The organism is Streptomyces plumbidurans (assembly GCF_019857225.1).
GTDB lineage: Bacteria > Actinomycetota > Actinomycetes > Streptomycetales > Streptomycetaceae > Streptomyces > Streptomyces plumbidurans.
Genome location: NZ_JAFJSY010000073.1, coordinates 1 through 20,270 on the forward strand (window position 1 = coordinate 1; position 20,270 = coordinate 20,270).

The 20,270-nt window shown below is 70.6% G+C and carries 18 protein-coding genes; 4 read left to right on the top strand and 14 right to left on the bottom strand.

The genetic code is table 11. The features are described from left to right. From JYK17_RS32575 to nsdA, 4 genes are all read right to left on the bottom strand, one after another. Positions 1–1,044, bottom strand: a 1,044-nt coding sequence (locus JYK17_RS32575; protein ID WP_222811780.1) for a [protein-PII] uridylyltransferase family protein, incomplete at its 3' end; no start/stop codon positions are given. Positions 1,045–1,068: 24 nt separating this feature from the next. After that, positions 1,069–1,407 (bottom strand): P-II family nitrogen regulator, encoded by a 339-nt coding sequence (locus tag JYK17_RS32580; RefSeq protein ID WP_003997576.1) that lies wholly within the window; start codon positions 1,405–1,407, stop codon positions 1,069–1,071. After that, complete coding sequence (locus JYK17_RS32585) at positions 1,404–2,738, bottom strand: ammonium transporter (RefSeq protein WP_108015366.1); 1,335 nt, start codon at positions 2,736–2,738, stop codon at positions 1,404–1,406. Before JYK17_RS32585 ends, JYK17_RS32580 begins: the two co-directional genes overlap by 4 nt. A gap of 314 nt (positions 2,739–3,052) precedes the next feature. Beyond that, a complete protein-coding gene (nsdA, locus tag JYK17_RS32590; protein ID WP_108015365.1) occupies positions 3,053–4,537 on the bottom strand; it encodes a transcriptional repressor NsdA in 1,485 nt (494 codons plus the stop codon). A 447-nt stretch (positions 4,538–4,984) separates the two neighbouring features. Between nsdA and JYK17_RS32595 the strand changes: the two genes are divergently transcribed. Beyond that, a complete protein-coding gene (locus JYK17_RS32595; RefSeq protein ID WP_108015364.1) occupies positions 4,985–5,641 on the top strand; it encodes a bifunctional DNA primase/polymerase in 657 nt (218 codons plus the stop codon). Positions 5,642–5,737: 96 nt separating this feature from the next. On the opposite strand, the gene ftsY is transcribed toward JYK17_RS32595, so the two are convergent. Further along, positions 5,738–6,940 (bottom strand): signal recognition particle-docking protein FtsY, encoded by a 1,203-nt coding sequence (gene ftsY / locus JYK17_RS32600; protein WP_108015363.1) that lies wholly within the window; start codon positions 6,938–6,940, stop codon positions 5,738–5,740. A gap of 105 nt (positions 6,941–7,045) precedes the next feature. Here ftsY and JYK17_RS32605 point away from each other — a divergent pair, with 105 nt between their 5' ends. Then, positions 7,046–8,017, top strand: a complete 972-nt coding sequence (locus JYK17_RS32605; protein WP_222811781.1) for an LLM class flavin-dependent oxidoreductase — start codon at positions 7,046–7,048, stop codon at positions 8,015–8,017. A 161-nt stretch (positions 8,018–8,178) separates the two neighbouring features. On the opposite strand, the gene JYK17_RS32610 is transcribed toward JYK17_RS32605, so the two are convergent. The 4 genes from JYK17_RS32610 to JYK17_RS32625 all read right to left on the bottom strand — a co-directional run bounded on the left by JYK17_RS32610 (position 8,179) and on the right by JYK17_RS32625 (position 14,513). Beyond that, positions 8,179–9,600 (bottom strand): sugar porter family MFS transporter, encoded by a 1,422-nt coding sequence (locus JYK17_RS32610; RefSeq protein ID WP_222811782.1) that lies wholly within the window; start codon positions 9,598–9,600, stop codon positions 8,179–8,181. Between the two features lie 228 nt (positions 9,601–9,828). Next, positions 9,829–13,428 (bottom strand): chromosome segregation protein SMC, encoded by a 3,600-nt coding sequence (gene smc, locus JYK17_RS32615; protein ID WP_222811783.1) that lies wholly within the window; start codon positions 13,426–13,428, stop codon positions 9,829–9,831. Between the two features lie 217 nt (positions 13,429–13,645). Then, on the bottom strand, positions 13,646–13,849 hold the full coding sequence (locus JYK17_RS32620; protein ID WP_016432419.1) for a hypothetical protein: 204 nt from the start codon (positions 13,847–13,849) through the stop codon (positions 13,646–13,648). A 382-nt stretch (positions 13,850–14,231) separates the two neighbouring features. Next, positions 14,232–14,513, bottom strand: coding sequence for an acylphosphatase (locus JYK17_RS32625; protein ID WP_016432420.1), 282 nt, complete (start codon positions 14,511–14,513; stop codon positions 14,232–14,234). A 168-nt stretch (positions 14,514–14,681) separates the two neighbouring features. Here JYK17_RS32625 and JYK17_RS32630 point away from each other — a divergent pair, with 168 nt between their 5' ends. Together JYK17_RS32630 and JYK17_RS32635 are read left to right on the top strand one after the other, a co-directional pair. Then, positions 14,682–15,875, top strand: coding sequence for a CAP domain-containing protein (locus JYK17_RS32630; protein ID WP_222811784.1), 1,194 nt, complete (start codon positions 14,682–14,684; stop codon positions 15,873–15,875). A gap of 95 nt (positions 15,876–15,970) precedes the next feature. After that, on the top strand, positions 15,971–16,372 hold the full coding sequence (locus JYK17_RS32635; RefSeq protein WP_164932153.1) for a winged helix-turn-helix transcriptional regulator: 402 nt from the start codon (positions 15,971–15,973) through the stop codon (positions 16,370–16,372). Here the strand turns inward: JYK17_RS32635 and mutM are convergent. The 5 genes from mutM to JYK17_RS32660 all read right to left on the bottom strand — a co-directional run bounded on the left by mutM (position 16,345) and on the right by JYK17_RS32660 (position 20,203). After that, positions 16,345–17,205 (bottom strand): bifunctional DNA-formamidopyrimidine glycosylase/DNA-(apurinic or apyrimidinic site) lyase, encoded by an 861-nt coding sequence (gene mutM, locus JYK17_RS32640; protein WP_222811785.1) that lies wholly within the window; start codon positions 17,203–17,205, stop codon positions 16,345–16,347. The genes JYK17_RS32635 and mutM overlap by 28 nt on opposite strands. A 109-nt stretch (positions 17,206–17,314) precedes the next feature. Continuing rightward, complete coding sequence (rnc, locus tag JYK17_RS32645; protein WP_164932154.1) at positions 17,315–18,151, bottom strand: ribonuclease III; 837 nt, start codon at positions 18,149–18,151, stop codon at positions 17,315–17,317. Between the two features lie 7 nt (positions 18,152–18,158). Then, positions 18,159–18,332: a 50S ribosomal protein L32 gene (gene rpmF / locus JYK17_RS32650; RefSeq protein ID WP_003951102.1), complete on the bottom strand. Its 174-nt coding sequence runs from the start codon at positions 18,330–18,332 to the stop codon at positions 18,159–18,161. Positions 18,333–18,334: 2 nt separating this feature from the next. Further along, positions 18,335–18,985, bottom strand: coding sequence for a YceD family protein (locus tag JYK17_RS32655; protein WP_222811786.1), 651 nt, complete (start codon positions 18,983–18,985; stop codon positions 18,335–18,337). 132 nt (positions 18,986–19,117) lie between these two features. Then, positions 19,118–20,203 carry a DivIVA domain-containing protein gene (locus JYK17_RS32660; protein WP_222811787.1) on the bottom strand — a complete coding sequence of 362 codons (1,086 nt, stop codon included), beginning with the start codon at positions 20,201–20,203 and terminating at the stop codon, positions 19,118–19,120. Between the last annotated feature and the right edge of the window lie 67 nt (positions 20,204–20,270).

Consider the following 20,270-nt stretch of genomic DNA (forward strand, 5'->3'; position numbering starts at 1 on the left):
GGCGCGCAGCGGCAGCACGGGGTCGCGCTCGGGGCGGGCGGCACGGGCGAGCACGGCCTCGCCCTCCTGCTCGACCACGCCCTCGGCGAGCGGCGAGCGCTCGGCGACCGGCTTCCCGCCGCCCAACATGGCGCGCAGCCGCGGCCGCACGGCCCGCGCCTTGAGCACCCGCCCCACCTCGCGCCAGGTGACATCGCTGGCGTACGCGATGACGCGTGCCGCCTCGTACACCTCCCGCAGCAGGGTGTCGGCGTCGAGCAGGCCGAGCTCGGCGGCGACCTGGTCCTGCTCCTGGAGGGCGAGCCGGTCGGTGGCGCGGCCCGTCGCCAGATGCAGCGCGTCGCGTACGTCGAGCAGCCGGCGCCGGGCCTCGGTCAGGCCCTCGCGGGGGGCGTCGGCCAGCCAGGAGGCGGCGACGGCGCGCAGGATGGTGGCGTCCCGCAGCCCGCCGCGGGCCTCCTTGAGGTCCGGCTCCAGCAGGTACTGCAGCTCGCCCTGGCGCTCGGCGCGCTCGGCGCCCAGCTCCTTCAGCTCGGGCAGCCGTTTGGGTGCCTGGTTGCGCCAGTCGGCGAGCACCGCGGTGCGCAGCGCGGCGGTGAGGCCGCGGTCGCCCGCGATGTGCCGGGCGTCGAGCAGGCCGAGCTGGACCTTGAGGTCCTCGCCGGCCGTTCTGCGGGCCTCGGCGGGGGTGCGGACCGAGTGGTCGAGGGCGAGGCCGAGGTCCCAGACGGGGTACCAGATGCGGTCGGCCAGCGCGGCGACCGTCTTGGTGTCGCCGCCGTCGTGCAGCAGGAGCAGGTCCAGGTCGCTGCGCGGGGAGAGCTCACCGCGGCCGTAGCCGCCGACGGCGACCAGGGAGACGCCCCGCGATCCCTCGGCGCCCGCGTCGAAGAGCCCCGAGAGCCAGTCGTCCGTGAGCCGGGACAGGGCCTCACGGCGCGGCGGCCCGGACTGCTTCCCCTCGGTGAGGAGATGCAGCCGGGCCGCCGCGTAGCCGCTGGGTCCCGAGTCCTCTGCTTCCTTGCGCACGTCCGTACCCGTCACCCAGCGACTCCTGTTCTTCCTCGGTCAGAGCGCGTCCGGGCCGCGCTCGCCGGTCCGGACCCGGACGGCCGTCTCCACCGGGAGCGACCAGACCTTGCCGTCACCGATCTTGCCGGTCCGGGCCGCCTTGACGATGACGTCGATCAACTGCTCGGCGTCGTCGTCCTCGGCGAGGACCTCGATACGGATCTTGGGCACCAGGTCGACGGTGTACTCGGCACCGCGGTAGACCTCGGTGTGGCCCCGCTGACGACCGTAACCGCTCGCCTCGGTGACCGTCAGGCCGTGGACTCCGAAGGCCTGCAGGGCCTCCTTGATCTCGTCGAGCCGGTGCGGCTTGACGACGGCGGTGATGAGCTTCATGCGTCCACCTTCTTGCTCTGGGCGGCTGCTGCACCGGCGGGCACGGTGCTGCGGGCGGCGCCGCCGCCCGCGCCGCTGAAGTCGTACGCGGTCTCGGCGTGTTCGGCCTGGTCGATGCCGGAGATCTCCTCGTCCTCGCTGACCCGCATCCCGATGGTCCGGTCGAGCAGGAAGGCGAGGATCGCGGAGGCGATCAGGGAGTAGGCGAGGACGGCGAAGACACCGGCGCACTGCTTCCAGAACTGGTCCAGGCCGCCGCCGTAGAACAGGCCCTTCACATCGGACTGGCCCTTGCCGCTGGCGAAGAAGCCGATCAGCAGGGAGCCGAGGATGCCGCCGACCATGTGGACGCCGACGACGTCGAGGGAGTCGTCGTAGCCGAACCGGTACTTCAGGCCGACGGCCGCGGCGCAGCCGACACCGGCGATGGCACCGACCGCCATCGCGCCCAGCGGGGAGACCGCGCCGCCGGACGGGGTGATGGCGACCAGGCCCGCTACGGCGCCGGAGGCGGCGCCCAGCGTGGTGAACGCGCCGTGGCGGATCTTCTCGTAGGCGAGCCAGGCGCACATGGCGGCGGCGGTGGCGATCTGGGTGTTGACGAACATCAGCGGGCCGACGCCGTCGTCGTTGCCGAGCCAGGAGCCGGCGTTGAAGCCGAACCAGCCGAACCACAGCAGACCGGCGCCGAGCATCACCAGCGGCAGGCTGTGCGGGCGCATCGGGTCCTTCTTGAAGCCGACGCGCTTGCCGATGACCAGGATCACGCCGAGCGCCGCGGCACCCGCGTTGATGTGGACGGCCGTACCGCCGGCGAAGTCGATCACGCCCAGTTCGTAGGCCCAGCCGCCGGTGCCCCAGACCCAGTGGGCGACCGGGAAGTACACGACCGTGGCCCACAGGATGAGGAACAGCGTCCAGGCCGTGAACTTGACGCGGTCCGCGATGGCGCCGCTTATCAGCGCGGGCGTGATGATCGCGAACATCATCTGGAAGACGGCGAACACGAAGACCGGGATCGTGTAGCCGGACCAGATGTCCATCTTGTCGATGCCGGCCCAGCCGACGTAGTCGCCGGTCCAGCCGATCAGCGAGCCGTGGTCCGTACCGAATGCCATGGAGAAGCCGTACAGCACCCACAGGATGGTGATGACGCCCATGCTGATGAAGCTCATCATCAGCATGTTGAGGGTGCTCTTGACCCGGACCATGCCTCCGTAGAAGAAGGCGAGGCCGGGGGTCATGATCAGCACCAGAGCGGAAGCAATGAGCATGAAGCCTGTGTTGGCGGCAGACAGCTTGTCTGCGGCAAGCGTGATGGCTGGTGCCATCGGCGTCTCCTCGTCGTTGGTACGGCCCCGTGCGGGCGAAGCCTGAAGCGGGCATGAGGGGTGGGCCGGTTATGCGCCATGAGATTGGCGCAGCACGGTTTCGGTGGAAGCCCCTCGTTGTTTCGCCGCCGTGACGAAGGCGCTGTGTGTGTTACGCCTCGATGAACTGCCGGATGCCGGACAGGTAGATCGTTATCCTGGCGCAACCTTCGAAGAAGGAAAGGAACCGGCCGCGGACGGCCTTCCGATGACCTGGCATGGGGGAGCCGAGTCGGGCAGTTCGGGAGGGCCGGCCGCGGCCGGGGTCTTGGGGTTCAGACCGCCTCGGCGGTCTCCGGGAGTTCGATCGCGAGCTTCTCGGTGAGGTCCACGACCTCGGCCAGCCCGCCGAAGTCCCGTACGGCGGTGTCGACGGTCTTTCGGATACGGGTGTTGACCCGCTCGGAGCGGACCTTCTTGGCGATGTGCATCGCCCGCTCGGCCAGCACCGCGCTCTGTTCGGGCTCGCGCTGCAGCAGGTGCACGGTGGCCAGGCCGATCAGGTTCAGTGCGTACGAACGCTGGTGCTCGGTGTCCTTGGAGAACAGCTCGACGGCCCGCTGCATCACGGGGTCGGCCAGCGAGGCGTAGGTCGGGCTGCGGCCGGCGACATAGGCGAGGTCGCGGTAGGAGTGGCTGTTCTCGCCGTGCAGTTCGGCCTCGGAGAAGAAGCGGATCCAGTCGGGGTCCGGCTCGTCCCACTCGTCGACGTCGGCGAAGGTGTCCTCGGCCATCCGCACCGCGCGCTTGCACTTGCCGGGCTGGCCCATGTTGGCGTAGGCGCGGGCCTCCATCGCATACAGCATCGACTGGGTGCGCGGGCTCGCGCAGTCCCGGCTGCCGTACTGCGCGAGGTGGATCAGCTCCAGGGCGTCCTCGGGCCGGCCGAGGTGGATCATCTGGCGGCTCATGCTGGACAGGACGTACGAACCGAGCGGCTTGTCGCCGGCCTCCTTGGCGGCGTGCAGGGCGAGGACGAAGTACTTCTGGGCAGTGGGCTGGAGCCCCACGTCGTACGACATCCAGCCGGCGAGCTCGGCCAGTTCGGCGGCGACCTTGAACAGCTTTCTGGTGGTCTCCTCGGGCTGGGGCTCCTGGAGGAGGTCGGTCACCTCGTGCAGCTGGCCGACGACCGCCTTGCGGCGCAGGCCGCCGCCGCACTGGGCGTCCCACTGGCGGAACATGACCGTCGTCGACTCCAGGAGGTCCAGCTCGGGCCGGGAGAGCCGGCCGGGGCGGCGGGACGCGGCCGACGGCTCGGGCTGGGGCTGTGCCGCCTGGGAGGAGGGCACCAGCCAGCGCTGCATGGGCTCGATGAGGGACGGGCCCGCGGACAGGACCAGCGAGGTCCCGAGGAAGCCGCGCCGCGCCAGCATCAGGTCGCTGCGCGAGAACTCGCTCAGCAGCGCCACCGTCTGCGGGCCCGTCCAGGGCAGGTCGACGCCGGTCGCGGAGGGTGACTGGCGTGCGGTGCGCAAACCGAGGTCGTCGACGGAGACCACACAGCCGAAGCGCTCGGAGAACAGCTCGGAGAGGATCTTGGGGATGGGCTCGCGGGGGTTCTCGCCGTCCAGCCAGCGGCGCACCCGGGAGGTGTCCGTGGAGATGTGGTTGGCCCCCAACTGGCGGGCCCTGCGGTTGACTTGACGGGCCAGCTCGCCCTTCGACCAGCCGCTGCGGACGAACCACGAGGTGAGCAGCTCATTGGGGCGCTTGTCCGTGCACGTCGCGGTCGTCCCGCTTCCGTCGCTGCCGCTCACTGGAACGCCCCCATCCCTGAGACCACTTGTCGCCGAGTGCGCCAAGCCCTATCAGAATGCCGGTAAATACGGTCCTCCGTCCGCCAGTTCTCACCCTTCGAACGGGATACCGACTTGCCCCCGGCATACCCACGAGTGCATGTGCCCCCAGGACTCGTGCACTCAAAGTAATCCTACGATCACCCGTCCAGCCATGGCGATCCCGGAAACGCCACCATTCGCCACCCCTTCGAATGAACTCACGGTGGCCTCCACGCGATTCACTTGACATAGACCGATCGGGAGTAGGCGGAGCGATGCACACAGGGGCGCGCGCCGTCGAGTTCACCACCCGGGGCACCTCCGGCGCCGCCCGGGACAGGCGGAGGGGATGGCTCCGCGGACACACAGGGTCACGATCCGCATCCGCGTCGTAACCACCGACGCGTCGGACCCGTTGGAGGGGGTATGGGCTTCACGATCGGCGGCATCCGCGAGATCCGCTCCGGCTCGCGTCGGCGCGGCCGCTCCTCGGAGTGCACCGCCGTCGCCGAGTTCACCGGGCTCTGGGGCTGGGACGTCGTAGCAGGCGCACGGGCCGCGCAAGGAGCCTGTTCGTGCGGCCGGGTGGACTGCGGCGAACCGGGGGCGCATCCGCTGGAGTTCGCGCCCAGGGTCGGGGCGGGCGCCACGCTCGACGAGGTGGTCAGGACGTGGAGCGGGTGCCCCGGCGCCTCGATCATGCTCGCCGTCGGCCGCACCTTCGACGTCATCGACGTGGCCGGGCCCACCGGCCGCCGGGCGCTGGTCCGCCTGGAGCGCATGGGGCTGCCGCTCGGCCCGGTCAGCGCGATCCCCGAGGGCCGCGTCCAGTTCTTCGTCGCCCCCGGCGCCGCCGCCGAACTGCCCGAGCTGCTCTACCGCATGGGCTGGGACGACCCGGACGCACTCGACCTGCGCGGCCTCGGCCCCGGCGCGTACATCACGGCCCCGCCGTCCGACCGGGGCGGCCTCGGCCCGGCCCGCTGGCTGCGCCCGCCCGCCCTCGACTCGGCCTCGAAGCCACCGGCGGCCCGGCTGCTGCTGGGGACACTGGCCTACGTCGCCCATCGGTCACGGCCGTAGACCCGCGCCGCAGCCGCGCACAGCGAAGCGCCCGCTCCCAACTGCACCTTGGAGGCGGGCGCTTCTTCGAGCACGTACCAGGACCGGGGGTCGGCCCTACTCTCCGATAAGGGCGTCAACGAACGCCTCCGGCTCGAACGGCGCCAGATCGTCCGCGCCCTCCCCGAGGCCGACCAGCTTGACCGGCACGCCCAGTTCCCGCTGGACCGCGACCACGATGCCGCCCTTGGCCGTGCCGTCCAGCTTGGTGAGCACGATGCCGGTGATGTCGACGACCTCGGCGAACACCCGCGCCTGCACCAGGCCGTTCTGCCCGGTCGTGGCGTCCAGGACGAGCAGGACCTCGTCCAGCGGGGCGTGCTTCTCGACGACGCGCTTGACCTTGCCGAGCTCGTCCATCAGCCCGGTCTTGGTGTGCAGGCGTCCGGCGGTGTCGATGAGGACGACGTCGGTGCCCATCTCCTTGCCCTCCTTCACCGCGTCGAAGGCGACGGAGGCGGGGTCGCCGCCCTCGGGCCCGCGCACGGTGTAGGCGCCCACGCGCTCGCCCCAGGTCTGCAGCTGGTCGGCGGCGGCGGCACGGAAGGTGTCGGCGGCGCCCAGGACGACGGTGCGGCCGTCGGCCACCAGGACACGGGCGAGCTTGCCGGTGGTGGTGGTCTTTCCGGTGCCGTTGACACCGACGACCATCACGATGCCGGGCTTGCTGGTCTCGGGCTCGGTCCTGACCGTGCGGTCGAGATCGGCGCCGACCAGCTTCAGCAGCTCCTCGCGCAGCAGGTTGCGCAGCTCGGCGGGGGTGCGGGTGCCGAGGACCTTGACGCGCTCGCGCAGGTTGTCGACCAGCTCCTGGGTGGGGGCCACCCCGACGTCGGCGGTGAGCAGCGTGTCCTCGATCTCCTCCCAGGTGTCGTCGTCCAGGTGCTCGCGCGACAGGAGCGTGAGCAGCCCCTTGCCCAGCGCGTTCTGGGAGCGGGAGAGGCGGGCACGGAGGCGTACGAGGCGGCCGGCGGCCGGCTCGGGGACCTCGATCTCGGGGACTTCGAGGGAGGGCGGCTCCTCGACGGTGACGGGCGCCGAGCCGTCCGGAAGATCCACCTCCTCTATCGTCCGGCGTGGTTCGTCGCGGGGCGTCTCGGCCTCGTCGCCGATGTGCGGCTCGGCGGGAGGGGTGGTGATGTCGGGCGCGGCGGGCGGGGGCGGGGGCAGCGGCTTCTTGCGCCGGGTGCCGATGACGAGCCCGCCGATCGCGCCGAGCACGACCACGGCGATGACTACAGCAAGGATGACGGTTTCCATAACCCGTCCAGTATCAGTCATGGAGTCCGGCGACACCCCTCTGGATGTCTGACACTCCGTCAGCTAACGTCCCCCTCCACACCCGCCCGGTGGAGGGGAGCCCCCATGCCCGTCTCGGTCGTCCGCTTCAACCTCGTCGAACCCGACGCCACCCCCGCCTCCCTCGGCGCCCGCTACCGGGCGGCCCTGGAGATGGCGGCCTACGCCGATGAGCACGGCATCACCACCGTGCAGACCGAGGAGCACCACGGAGTCGCCAACAACTGGCTGCCCTCACCCTTCGCCTTCGCGGGCGCCGTCTTCGGCGCGACCAGCCAGGTCGCGGTGACCGTCTCGGCGGTGATCGGCCCGCTGCACGACCCGCTGCGGCTGGCCGAGGAGATCGCCGTGCTGGACCTGCTCAGCGGCGGGCGGCTGGTGACGGTCGCGGGGATCGGGTACCGGCCCGAGGAGTACGAGATCTTCGACGTGGAGTGGAAGCGGCGCGGGAAGCTGCAGGACGAGGTGCTGGAGACGCTGCTGAAGGCCTGGACGGGCGAGCCCTTCGAGTACCGGGGCCGCACGGTCCGCATCACCCCGCGCCCGCAGACCGAGCCGCATCCGCTGCTGCTGGTCGGCGGCTCCTCCAAGGCCGCCGCCCGCCGCGCCGCCCGCCTCGGCCTGCCCTTCTTCCCCAGCGCCCACCTGCCGGAGCTGGAGGCGTACTACAAGGAGCGGCTCGTCGAGTACGGCACCGAGGGCTGGACCATGATGCCGGGTGCCGAGACCCCGCTGCTGCACATCGCCGAGGACCCGGACCGCACCTGGGCCGAGCACGGCCGGCACTTCCTGCACGAGGCCCGCACCTACGCCTCCTGGCAGTCCGGCGACATCCGCTCCGCCGTGAAGTCGACCGCGACAACCGTGCCCGAACTACGCGCCGAGGGCATCTACCGCATCCTCACCCCCGACCAGTGCGTACAGCAGGGCCTCGACAACCTCGTACTGCACCCCCTGGCCGGAGGAATGCCCCTCGACGAGGGCTGGCGCAGCCTGCGCTTGTTCGCGGAACAGGTACTCCCTCAACTGCCCGCCTGAGCCAGCGCCCCAAAGGGGCGCGGGGAACGGCGCGACCAGCCACAACACCGCCGCACACAACCACGGACCGCAGCACCCCAAAGGGGCGCGGGGAACGGCGCGCCCAGCCACGACGCCGCTGCAGACGACCCACGACCACGAACGCGCCCCCTGCGGAGCAGCTACCCCATCTCCTCCAACGCCTTCCCCTTCGTCTCCTTCACGAACTTCAGCACGAACGGGATGGAGAGCGCCGCGAACGCCGTGTAGATCACGTAGGTCGCGGACAGGTTCCAGTCGGACAGCGACGGGAAGCTCGCGGTGATCGCCCAGTTGGCGATCCACTGCGCGGAGGCGGCCACACCCAGGGCGGCGGCGCGGATCTTGTTCGGGAACATCTCACCGAGCATGACCCAGACGACCACACCCCAGGACAGGGCGAAGAAGAGGACGAAGATGTGCGCGGCGATCAGGGCGGTCCAGCCCTGCGCGGCAGGAAGCTTCCCGTCGACGAGGTGGTACGAGAACGCCCACGCCTCCAGCGCGAGACCGACGACCATGCCGACCGAGCCGATCAGGGCCAGCGGCTTACGGCCGATGCGGTCCACGAAGACCATGGCGATCACGGTGCCGACGATGTTGATGATCGACGTCGTGAAGGAGTAGAAGAACGAGTCCGACGGGTCGACGCCGACCGACTGCCACAGCGTCGAGGAGTAGTAGAACGCGACGTTGATGCCGACGAACTGCTGGAAGACCGACAGGCCGATGCCGACCCAGACGATCGGCTTGAAGAAGAAGCCGCCGCCGAGCAGGTCCTTGAAGGAGGACTTCTCTTCGCTCCTCATCGCGTGCTCGATCTCGCCGACGCGGGCGTCCAGGCGCTCGGCGCCGCCGCCCTCGACCTGGCCGAGGATCTCGCGGGCATGCTCGCGCCTGCCGACGGAGATGAGGAAGCGCGGGGACTCGGGGATGGCGAAGGAGAGCAGGCCGTAGACGATGGCCGGGATCACCATCACGCCGAGCATGACCTGCCAGGCCTCCAGGCCCAGCAGGGTGCCGCGCTGGTCGCCGCCCGCGGCGTTGAGCAGACCCCAGTTGACCAGCTGCGACACGGCGATGCCGACGACGATCGCGGCCTGCTGGAAGGAGCCGAGCCGGCCCCGGTACGCCGGCGGGGCGACCTCGGCGATGTAGGCCGGGCCGATGACCGAGGCCATGCCGATGGCGAAGCCGCCGACGATGCGCCAGAAGGCGAGGTCCCACAGGGCGAAGGGCAGCGCCGAGCCGACGGCGCTGATGGTGAAGAGCACGGCGGAGATCTGCATGCACCGGATGCGGCCGATGCGGTCGGCTATCCGGCCCGCGGTCGCGGCGCCGATGGCGCAGCCGATCAGGGCGACGGCGATGACCTGCGCGAGGGCGGCGGAGCCGATGTCGTAGCGGCTCCGGATCGCTTCGACGGCGCCGTTGATCACGGAGCTGTCGTAGCCGAAGAGGAAACCGCCCATGGCGGCTGCCGCCGCGATGAAGACGACGCGCCCGAGGTGCTCGGGATGAGCCGAACCGGCTCCTGACTTGGGTGCCTGCTCAGTGCTGGTCACGTGGGAACTCCTCGGGCCACCGGCGTCGCTGCCGGAGTGGGGGGCGCCTGTCAGGTTCAAGTGGCGCACAGGTACGCGCCACTCACACCTGAAGGTCAAAAGCAACTTTCCCGAGACTATGCCTTCAAGTTTCGAAGTCAATAGGGGGTCGAGTGTGAGCTTCTAGATACCTGCCAGGCACGGCCGTGTTCACTTCTTGAAGAAAACGTGACGGCGTCCGTGACCTCGTCAGCGGAGCCGCTGCGAGATGACCTTGGACACGCCGTCGCCCTGCATGGAGACGCCGTAGAGCGCGTCCGCGACCTCCATGGTCCGCTTCTGGTGCGTGATCACGATGAGCTGCGAGGCTTCCTGCAGCTCCTGCATGATGCGGATCAGCCGCTGGAGGTTGGTGTCGTCGAGGGCGGCCTCGACCTCGTCCATGACGTAGAACGGGCTCGGCCGGGCCTTGAAGATCGACACCAGCAGCGCGACGGCCGTCAGCGACCGCTCGCCGCCCGAGAGCAGCGACAGCCGCTTGACCTTCTTGCCCGGAGGACGCGCCTCGACGTCGACACCCGTGGTGAGCATGTTGTCGGGGTCGGTGAGGATCAGCCGTCCGTCGCCGCCGGGGAAGAGCCGGCTGAAGACTCCCTCGAACTCCCGGGCGGTGTCCCGGTAGGCGTCCGTGAAGACCTGCTCGACACGCTCGTCGACCTCCTTGACGACCTGCAGCAGATCGGCGCGCGTCTTCTTCAGGTCCTCCAGCTGCTCGCTGAGGAACTTGTGGCGCTCCTCCAGCGCCGCGAACTCCTCCAGCGCCAGCGGGTTGACCTTGCCGAGCTGCTGGTACGCACGCTCGGCGGCCTTGAGCCGCCTCTCCTGCTCGGCGCGGTGGAAGGTCTTCGGCCGGTTGCGCGGGTGCTCCGGGTCCTCCGGCAGCTCCTCGCCCTCGGCGGGGGGCGAGGGCGGCACCAGCTGGTGCGGGCCGTACTCGGACACGAGTCCCGCGGGTTCCACACCGAGTTCCTCCAGCGCCTTGGTCTCCAGCTGCTCGATGCGCAGCCGCTTCTCGGCGCCGAGTACCTCACCCCGGTGGACTGAATCCGTCAACTTGTCGAGCTCGGCCTTCAGGTCGCGGCCCGTGGTGCGGGCGGCCGTCAGCTCCTGCTCGCGCCGGGCCTTGGCGGCCTCGGCGGCGGTGCGCTCCTCGTCGGCCCGGGCGAGCGAGACCTCGACGTGCGCGAGGAGTTGCCGGGCAGCGGAGGCGACGGCCTCCGCCACGGCAGCCTCGTGCCTCAGACGCGCCCGGCGCTGTTCGGCACGCGCGCGTGCCTCGCGTTCCGCGCGCGCGGCCCGGTCCAGCGAATCGGCCCGTCCGGCCAGTCCCTTGACCCGCTCCTCGTGCGTACGGACCTGGAGCCGGGCCTCCATCTCGGTCTGGCGGGCGTTGGCGCCGTCCGCGGCGAGCCGGTCCCGTACCGAGGTGTCGGGCTCCTCCTCGACCGGCATCTCCTCGGCGACGGCGAGGCGTTCCGCGAGTTCCTCGACCTCCTGCAGCGCCTTGTCGAGCGACTCCTGCGCCCGGGCGGCGGCCGCGACGGAACGTTCCGCTTCTCCTGCCGCGCCCCGCGCCTGACCCGCGAGCCGCCCGAGCTGCTGGGCGACGGTCGACTTCTCCCGGTCGGCGGCGCGGCGGCGCTCCCCCAGCTCCTCGACACTCGCGGCGCATGCCCTACGGCGCTCCTGTGCCGTCTGCTGCGCCTGCGTCAGCTCCTCGCACCGCACCGCCAGCTCCTCCAGCTCGGCGGCGGCCTCGTCCACGGAGGCCTGCACCTCCAGCAGGCTGGGGGCGCCCGCGGAACCGCCGTGGGCGAAGTGGGCGCCGAGGAGGTCGCCTTCGGCGGTCACCGCTGTGAGCTGGGGGTGGGTGTAGACGAGGTCCTCTGCGTCTTCGAGGGTGTTGACCACGACGATGCCGTGGAGGATGCGGCGGATGGCGGGGAGGAGGTCGGAGGGGGCGCGGACGAAGTCTGCGGCTTGTGGGAGTTCGGCGGCTGCGGGTTCGTTGTGGCTGGGCGCGCCGTTCCCCGCGCCCCTGGGGTCGGCTGCCGCACCGGTGTCTTCAGGAGTTCCCGCCAAGAGCAGTGCCGCCCGGCCGCCGTCCTGTTTGCGGAGCATGCGGATGGCGTCGGCCGCCGACGATGGGGAGGTGACCGCCAGGGCGTCCGCCGCCGCGCCGAAGGCGGCGGCCAGCGGGACCTCGTAGCCGGGCGTGATCGTCAGCAGCTCGGCGGCCGGGCCCAGCAGGCCGGTGAGGCGGTCCTTGGCGCCGAGCAGTATGCCCGTGCCGTCCTTGCGGCGCAGTCCCAGCGCCAGCGCCTCGTGCCGTGCCTGGGTCGCCGCGCGCTTGCGTTCCGCCGCCGTGGTCGCCTCCCGGGCCGCCGTCAACGCGGCCTCGGCGTCGGCCAGTTGGCGTTTCGCCTCCTCGTGCCGCTCGCCGAGTTCGGCGTCGCCGGCGTCCAGGCCGTCGACCTCGGCCTGCAGCGCCTCGTACTCCTCCTGGGCGGCGACCGCACGCTCCTGCGCCTCGTCACGGGCGGCGGCCAGGCGGTCGATCTCGGCCTGGGCGGAGGCGGCGCGCGAACGGGCGGCGTTGACCTGGCCGTTCAGCCGGGCAAGCCCCTCACGGCGGTCGGCGATGGCACGGGCGACGTCCTTCAGGCGCCGTTCCTCGTGGGCGAGTTCGCGCTCCAGCTCGGCCCGGTGCGCAACGGTGTCCTCCAGGGCCCGCTCGGCCGCCTCCAGGGCCGCTTCGAGTTCGGCCTCCTGCTCCCGGACCCGCGCGGCCTCGCGCTCCATGTCCTCGGGGTCACGGCCGCGCCGCTCCTCGGGCGGCACCGAGGTCGCGCTCTTCACGCGCGCGTCCGCCAGCGAGATCGTGCCGCGCACCCGCTCGGCCAGCTGCGAGAGTTCGTACCAGGTCTGCTGGGCGCGCTGGAGCCGCGGGGTGAGCCGGCGTACCTCGTCCTCCAGGAGCGCCTCGCGCTGCTGGGCCCTCTTCAGCTCCTGCTCGGCGGATTCCTTGCGCTCCTTCAGTGCGGCCTCGTCGGCGACCTCGGCGTTCAGGGCCTCCCGCAGCCGTACGAGGTCGTCGGCGAGCAGGCGCAGGCGGGCGTCGCGCAGGTCGGCCTGGATGACGGCGGCCCGGCGCGCGACGGCGGCCTGGCGGCCCAGCGGCTTGAGCTGGCGGCGCAGTTCGTCGGTCAGGTCCTGCACGCGTGCGAGGTTGGCCTGCATCGCGTCGAGCTTGCGGAGGGCCTTCTCCTTGCGCTTCCTGTGCTTGAGGACACCGGCCGCCTCCTCGATGAAGGCGCGGCGGCCCATCGGGTCGGCGTGCAGGACGGAGTCGAGCTGGCCCTGGCCGACGATGACGTGCATCTCGCGGCCGATGCCGGAGTCCGAGAGGAGTTCCTGGATGTCGAGGAGGCGGCAGGTGTCGCCGTTGATCTGGTACTCGCTGCCGCCGTTGCGGAACATGATCCGCGTGATGGTGACCTCGGCGTACTCGATGGGCAGGGCACCGTCGGAGTTGTCGATGGTCAGGGACACCTCGGCGCGGCCCAGCGGGGGGCGCCCTGTGGTGCCGGCGAAGATGACGTCCTCCATCTTGCCGCCGCGCAGGGACTTGGCGCCCTGCTCACCCATGACCCAGCTCAGGGCGTCCACCACATTGGACTTGCCCGAGCCGTTCGGTCCCACGACACACGTGATGCCCGGCTCGAACCGGAGCGTGGTCGCCGAGGCGAACGACTTGAACCCGCGGAGGGTCAGGGCCTTGAGGTGCACGCCGCCGGACTCTACCTTCCGGCGCCGTCCCGCACGATGAACCCGGGCCACCTCGCGGTTTCACGCAGGTTTGTGCAGGGCACACCAGATGTTGAAGAGAGTGAAAGGATGCGCGGGGGAAAGAAAGAAGGGACGCCGAAGCGTCCCTTGCAAACTCTGACAACTTAGCGGTTGATACGGGCGGCCCAACCACTGCTGTCGCGGTTCGATGCAGTGATCAGGTGAGCGCAGGCTCCGCCTGGTGTGCGTCGATGCTCTCCATGATCCTGTCGTGAGAAGCGGCAGCCGCGAGCGCGTCGTTCTCCGCCTGGATCCGTACGAGCTCGGATTCCAGGTCCTGGACACGCTGCTGGAGCCGTCGCATCTCGGCGAGGAGTCGAGGGTCGGAGCCGCCGACGTAACCGAGAAGCGCCTTTGCCATGATGGATGGTCCTCCACACTGAGTGACCGACCGAAGCGGTGTGGGTCGTGAGGGAATCGCACCCGCGGTGCTTGACACTCTTGAGTTCGTGCTGCCGTTCATCCATGCCAAACAGCTAAGGTGCGCGGGGTGCTTTCAGCGTCTCACCAAAAAGTTTGACGGTCAACACGATCACGCCCCGTATTGGCGGGCAACCGGGGGTGCGCGGCCGGAAAGCGGCGGCGCTACGACTCCTGCGGGGCCCTCGGGGCGTGGCGATCTCTCTTACGTGCGGAGCCTGCCACGACAAGTGGTTCTTGGCAACCACCAGGCAGTTTCTGCTCCCGGCAGCTGCTGTTGGCACGTTCCGGCGCCCCCGCCTGGGCCGATTTACACAATGGGGTCAGCGGATGGCGAAGCCGTCGTAGCCCCCGCGGGGTGTGTCCCAGATCTCGGTGACACCGTCGACCCGGCCGGGCGTGTCGTCGCCCCGGAGCCAGCCGAGCAGTCCTTCGCACCGCTCCCGGGGGCCCTCCGCGACCACCTGGACCCGTCCGTCCCCCAAATTGAGAGCAAAACCACTCAGGCCCCCGAGTTCGAGGGCCTTGGCCCGGGTGAACCAGCGGAAACCCACACCTTGGACGCGTCCCCGCACCCAGGCGACCAGTCGCACATCCTCGCTCATGAGTGCAACCTAACCGGCCAATGTCTCTCCGGACACTTCCTCCTCTTGCGCCATGCGGTACCGTCCCCACCCAGTGAATCTCATATGAAACTCACTCGATCGAGTGAGTTGGGTCACTCGCGGGCCTGTTGGGGCGCGAGACGGCCACGGAACGAGGAAGGCCAGAACATGGGACGCCACCGACGCTCAGCCGCCGGCCGCGCCGCCACGGGACGCGCCACGGGGGTCACGGGAAGGGACGGCTCGTACTCGAGCGGCTACGACCCCCGGAAGTACTCGTACAGCTACGAACCGCCGGAGACCTACGCGGGTGAGGCGGAGCCGACCATCGGCATCGCCCCGTATCTGCGCTCCGACGAGTACGCCACCGAGGCCGGCAGCGACGCCCCCGCGGAGGTCGCCGCCGGGGTCGCCACCGACAGCTACGGCGAGATACGCACCGAGCAGTACGCGGAGGCCGAGGCGCGCAGTGCCGCCTACCTCTTCGCCTCCGAGGAGGACTTCACCACCGTCTTCCCGGAGCACGGGCTCGCGCCCCGCAAGGGCTCGGGGCGCGGTGGGTCGCGGCGCAAGAAGAAGGCCGTGACGCCGGTGCGCAGCGGACTGCTCGGCGTCTCCGCCGCGGTCGCCATCGGCACCGTCGCGGTCGCCACGGGTGCCATGCCCGGCCTCGACAACTACAGGCTCGGCGGCGGGGGTGGCGGCGGCGACAAGGTGCAGGCCGCCGGCACGCCGACCAACTCGGCGGCCGAGCAGGGCGGCACCTCCGGCCATGTCCAGGGCCGCGACGACCAGGGGTCCTCGACGAGCCGCGGCGCCGACCGTTCGGCCTCGCCGTCGCCGGCCCCGTCCACCTCGTCGGCGGCGCCCACCGAGGCGCCGACGAAGAAGCCGAAGGCGCCCGCCACGAAGCCGACGACCGCGCCGCCGAAGAAGGAGACCCAGCCGCCCGCGGAAACGACCGCGCCGGTGACGGTCTCCGCGGAGTCCGCCGCCGAGGCGGAGGTGCTCAAGCTGGTCAACGAGGAGCGCGCCAAGGTCGGCTGCAGCGCGGTGTCCGCCAACAGCACGCTCACGGAGCTGGCCGAGACCTTCAGCGCGGCCATGGCCGCGGAGGGCTTCTTCGACCACACGGACCCCACCGGGGCCACTCCGTGGGACCGGGCGTCCGCGCTCGGCATCAGCACCCTCGGCGGCGAGAACATAGCGCGGGGCCAGGCCGACGCGGCCGCGGTGATGGACGCCTGGATGAACAGCCCCGGCCACCGGGCGAACATACTGAACTGCGACTTCAAGACCCTCGGGGTCGGTGTGCACTTCGGGTCGGGCGGCCCGTGGTGGACCCAGGACTTCGGCTACTGAGGACGAGCGGGGCGACCGGAGGGGCGACCCGAGCAGCACTGTCTCCTGGTTAGCGCTGCCTGCTGGGCAGCGCTGTGTTCGCGTACGCTTGGGGGATGGAGACCTCGCAGGAGTTCACGCAGGCGCGTGAGTTCTCGTACGACGTGTTCGCCAGGGCCTGTCCCTCGCGCGGCACGCTGGAGCATGTCACGGGCCGCTGGGGCGGGCTGACCCTGTGCGCGCTGCACGAGCGCACCCTGCGCTTCAACGAACTGCGCCGCCGGGTCGACGGTGTCAGCGAGAAGATGCTCTCCCAGACGCTGCACGCGCTGGAGCGCGACGGCCTGGTGCACCGCGAGGCGCAGCCGACGAACCCGCCCCGCGTGGACTACGAGCTGACCCCGCTCGGCCATGACGTCGCCGAACGGCTGATGAGCCTGGTCTGTCTGGTGGAGGGCCGCATGGACGAGGTCCTCGCCGCCCGCGAGCGTTACGACGCGGTCCGCGGCGCCCGCTGACACTTCGGGCAGAAATAGCTGGAGCGGTTCATCCAGGGGCGCCGGCGCATCGGCGTGCCGCACCTCTTGCAGGGCAGCCCCTCCCGGCCGTACGCGTCCAGCGACCGGTCGAAGTAGCCCGACTCCCCGTTGACGTTGACGTAGAGGCTGTCGAAGCTGGTGCCGCCGACGGCGAGCGCCTCGTTCATCACGTCCCGTACGTGGCCGAGGAGTTCGGCCGTGCGCGGGCGTGTGAAGCCGGACGTGGGGCGCTCGTAGTGGACGCGGGCGCGCCAAAGGGCCTCGTCCGCATAGATGTTGCCGACGCCGCTGATCAACGACTGGTCCAGAAGAGCCCGTTTGACGGTGGTGCGCTTGCGGCGCAGCGCCTGGTGGAAGGCCTCGTCGTCGAAGAGCGGGTCGAGCGGGTCGCGGGCGATGTGCGCGATGACGTCCGGCAGCCCCTCGGGGGTGTTGTCGTGCAACGACAGTCCGCCGAAGGTGCGTTGGTCGACGAAGCGCAGCTGCGTGGCGAGGTCGTCGGCGAAGCGGACGCGGATCCTGAGGTGCTTCTCGTCGGGGGCCGCATCCGGCTGGACCAGGAGCTGGCCGCTCATGCCGAGGTGGGCCAGGACCGACTGGTGGGTGTCCTCCAGGGGCAGCCACAGATACTTGCCGCGGCGGCTGGGCACGCCGACGCGGTGCCCCTTGAGGCGGTGCGTGAAGTCGTCGGCACCGGCCACATGGCGCCGTACGGCACGCGGGTGCAGCACCTCGGCGTCGGCGACGACACGGTGGGCGACCCACCGCTCCAGGCCGCGCCGGACGACCTCGACCTCGGGCAACTCGGGCATGACGGCTCCCGTACCGGACTGTGGACGATCCGAGCGCCCGCCCCGGGCGGGGCGGGCGCTCAGGTTGCGCTGTTCGTCGGACAGGGGCCACGGCGGGCCAGAACCCCTGTCAGGCGGAGACGGACGACGGACCTTGACCGTCCTCGGCGGCCTTCTCGGCCGCCGCCTTTTCGGCTCGCTCGTCCGCCGCGGCCCGGATGGACCTCCAGGCGGACTCGGCGGCCTGCTGTTCCGCCTCCTTCTTGCTGCGGCCGGTGCCGGTGCCGTACGAGACGCCTCCGACGCGGGCGGCAGCAGTGAAGGTCTTCTCGTGGTCGGGGCCGGTCTCCGTGACCAGGTACTCGGGCACGCCGAGCCCCTCGGTCGCGGTGAGCTCCTGGAGGGATGTCTTCCAGTCCAGGCCGGCTCCGAGGTTCGAGGACTTCTCGATCAGCGGGTCGAACAGGCGGTGCACCAGTTCGGAGGCCGCATCGAGGCCCTGGTCGAGATAGACCGCGCCGATCACCGCTTCCAGGGTGTCGGCGAGGATGGACGCCTTGTCCCGGCCTCCCGTGCCCTCTTCGCCCCGGCCGAGCCGGATGAAGGAGCCGAGTTCCAGACCGCGACCGACCTCCGCCAGCGCACGAGAATTGACCACCGCGGCCCGCAGCTTGGCCAGTTGGCCCTCGGGCAGGTCGGGGTGGGTGGTGTACAGCGTGTCCGTGACCACGAGGCCGAGCACGGAGTCCCCGAGGAACTCCAGCCGCTCGTTGGTCGGCAGACCGCCGTTCTCGTACGCGTACGAACGGTGGGTCAGCGCACGCACCAGAAGGGCGGACTCGAGCTTGTACCCGAGCCGCCCTTCCAGAAGCGTGTGGGACGAGGCCGTGTTGTCCGCCTTCTTCTTGGCGGGTGGATCCGCCTTGGCGTCATCCGCCTTCTTGGCAGTGGACACGATGCCTCTCACCAGCCGCTCAGACCTCGAGGACCTGGCGCTTGTTGTAAGTGCCGCAAGACGGGCACGCGATGTGCTGCTGCTTGGGCTCGTGGCAGCGCTCACACGCAACCAGGGTGGGGACCGCAGCCTTCCACTGCGACCGGCGGTGGCGCGTGTTGCTGCGCGACATCTTCCGCTTCGGAACAGCCACGGCTACTTCTCCTGCTTCTCGTCGACGCCCGCTTCCGCGTCAGCGCCGCTCATCTCGTCCTTCTCGCCGTCTTCGAGTGAACCGGCGAGTCCCTGCAGTGCCGCCCAACGGATGTCGACGGCGTCGTGGTGGTGGTCCGGGTCGTCCGCCAGCCGGGCTCCGCACTCGGAGCACAGACCTGGGCAGTCGTCCTGGCACACCGGCTGCATCGGCAGTGCGAGCACCACCGCATCACGCAGCACGGGCTCGAGGTCGAACAAGCCGTCCTCGATGAAGAGCCTGTCCTCGTCTTCCTCGGCGTCGTCGGCCGGCTCCGCCTTGGGGCGGCCCCGGTCATCGGCGTCAGGGTACGAGAACATCTCCTGGAATTCCGCTTCGACGTCGAGTCGAAGAGGCTCCAGACACCTTACGCACTCCCCCTCGGCCTGTGCACGGGCGGTGCCTGTGACAAGCACCCCTTCCATGACCGACTCGAGACGGAGGTCTAGCTCCACCGGGGCGCCTTCCGGCACTCCGACGACCCCCACGAGACCGAGGTCCTTGGGGGCGTCGATCGTGCGGGACAGCCGCTGCAGCGCACCGGGACGCCGTCCCAGCTCGTGCGTGTCGAACACGAGGGGGTTTCGGTGGTCGAGGCGAGCGTTGGGGGCCATTCCTGCTTTCGATCTTCAGAGCTCAGAGGGACGCCGCCCTCCGGTGCCGGTGGGCAGCGCTGATCGCGGACGTGCACGCGACCGAAGAGCCAGGATACCGGTCCTTTCGCTCACGGCCCAATCCGCGGGTTCTTACTGGCCGCGCCCCTGCTCGTACGCCCTCAGCTGCTCGGGCGTGATCATGCCCGTGTCGAAGAGGCTGGTCTCGTCGAGGGCGTAGGCGTCGTGCCCCTGCGGGACCTGGTGGCCCTGCTGCATCTGGCTCTGCTGCAGCTGGCTCTGGTCGTACGCCGCCTGCTGGGGGTCGTAGCCCTGGTATCCGTACGGATCCGCCTGCTGGTAGCCGTAGACGTCCTGCTGGCCGTAGCCCTGCTGCTGGTAGGCGCCGGCGTACGGGTCGGCCTGCTGCTGGTAGCCGTAGGCCGGCTGGGCCTGTGCGTAGTCCTGCTGCTGGACGGGCTGCGGCTGCTCGGCCGGGGCGGTGGCCGCGGCGTCCTGCTCGGCGAGGGCCGTGAGGTCGGCCAGGTAGTCGGCGTCGCTGGAGTGCTGGAAGGACGTGGCGTCGTCGGCGAGGGCGCTGAGGTCGTCGCTGGCGATCCGGCCGTGCAGCTTCTGCCGGCCGCGGCCGACGGCCTCCAGGGTCTTGGCGAGGACCGCCTCGAAGGCGCCGAGCTTGACGTCCACATAGGCGTCGGCGTCCTTGCGGAGGGTCTCCGGGTCGTGGCTGCGCTCGGGGGCGTCCTCGTCCTCGTAGCCCTGTTCGTCGAGGCCCGGGCCGGTGCCGAGGAGCTTCTCGCGGCCGCGGCCGACGGAGCCGAGGGTCTTGGTGAGGACGACCTCGAAGTTGGCGAGCTTGGAGTCGACGTAGTCGTCGGCCTCGGCGCGGATCTCCTCGGCCTCCTGGCGGGCCTCGGCGATGATCCGGTCGGCCTCGTTCTGCGAGCGGCGGGCGACCTCGGTGTCGGAGATCAGCGAGCCGCGCTCGGCGTGCGCCGTCTGGATGATCCGCTCGGCCTCCTGGCGGGCCTGCTCGACCATCTGCTCACGGTCGCCGATCAGCTCCTGCGCCTGCGCGAGGGAACCGGGCAGCGCCGCGCGGACCTCTTCCAACTGGGCGAGCAGCTCCGCGCGGTTGACCACGCACGAGGCCGACATGGGCATGGCCCGGGCACTGGAGACCGCCGCGACGATCTCGTCGAGCTTCTTCTGCACGTCCACCGTGTGCTCGCCACTCTCTACCGATGTGTTGGAGACGGACGGGACGACTGTAGCCCCATCGGTCCGC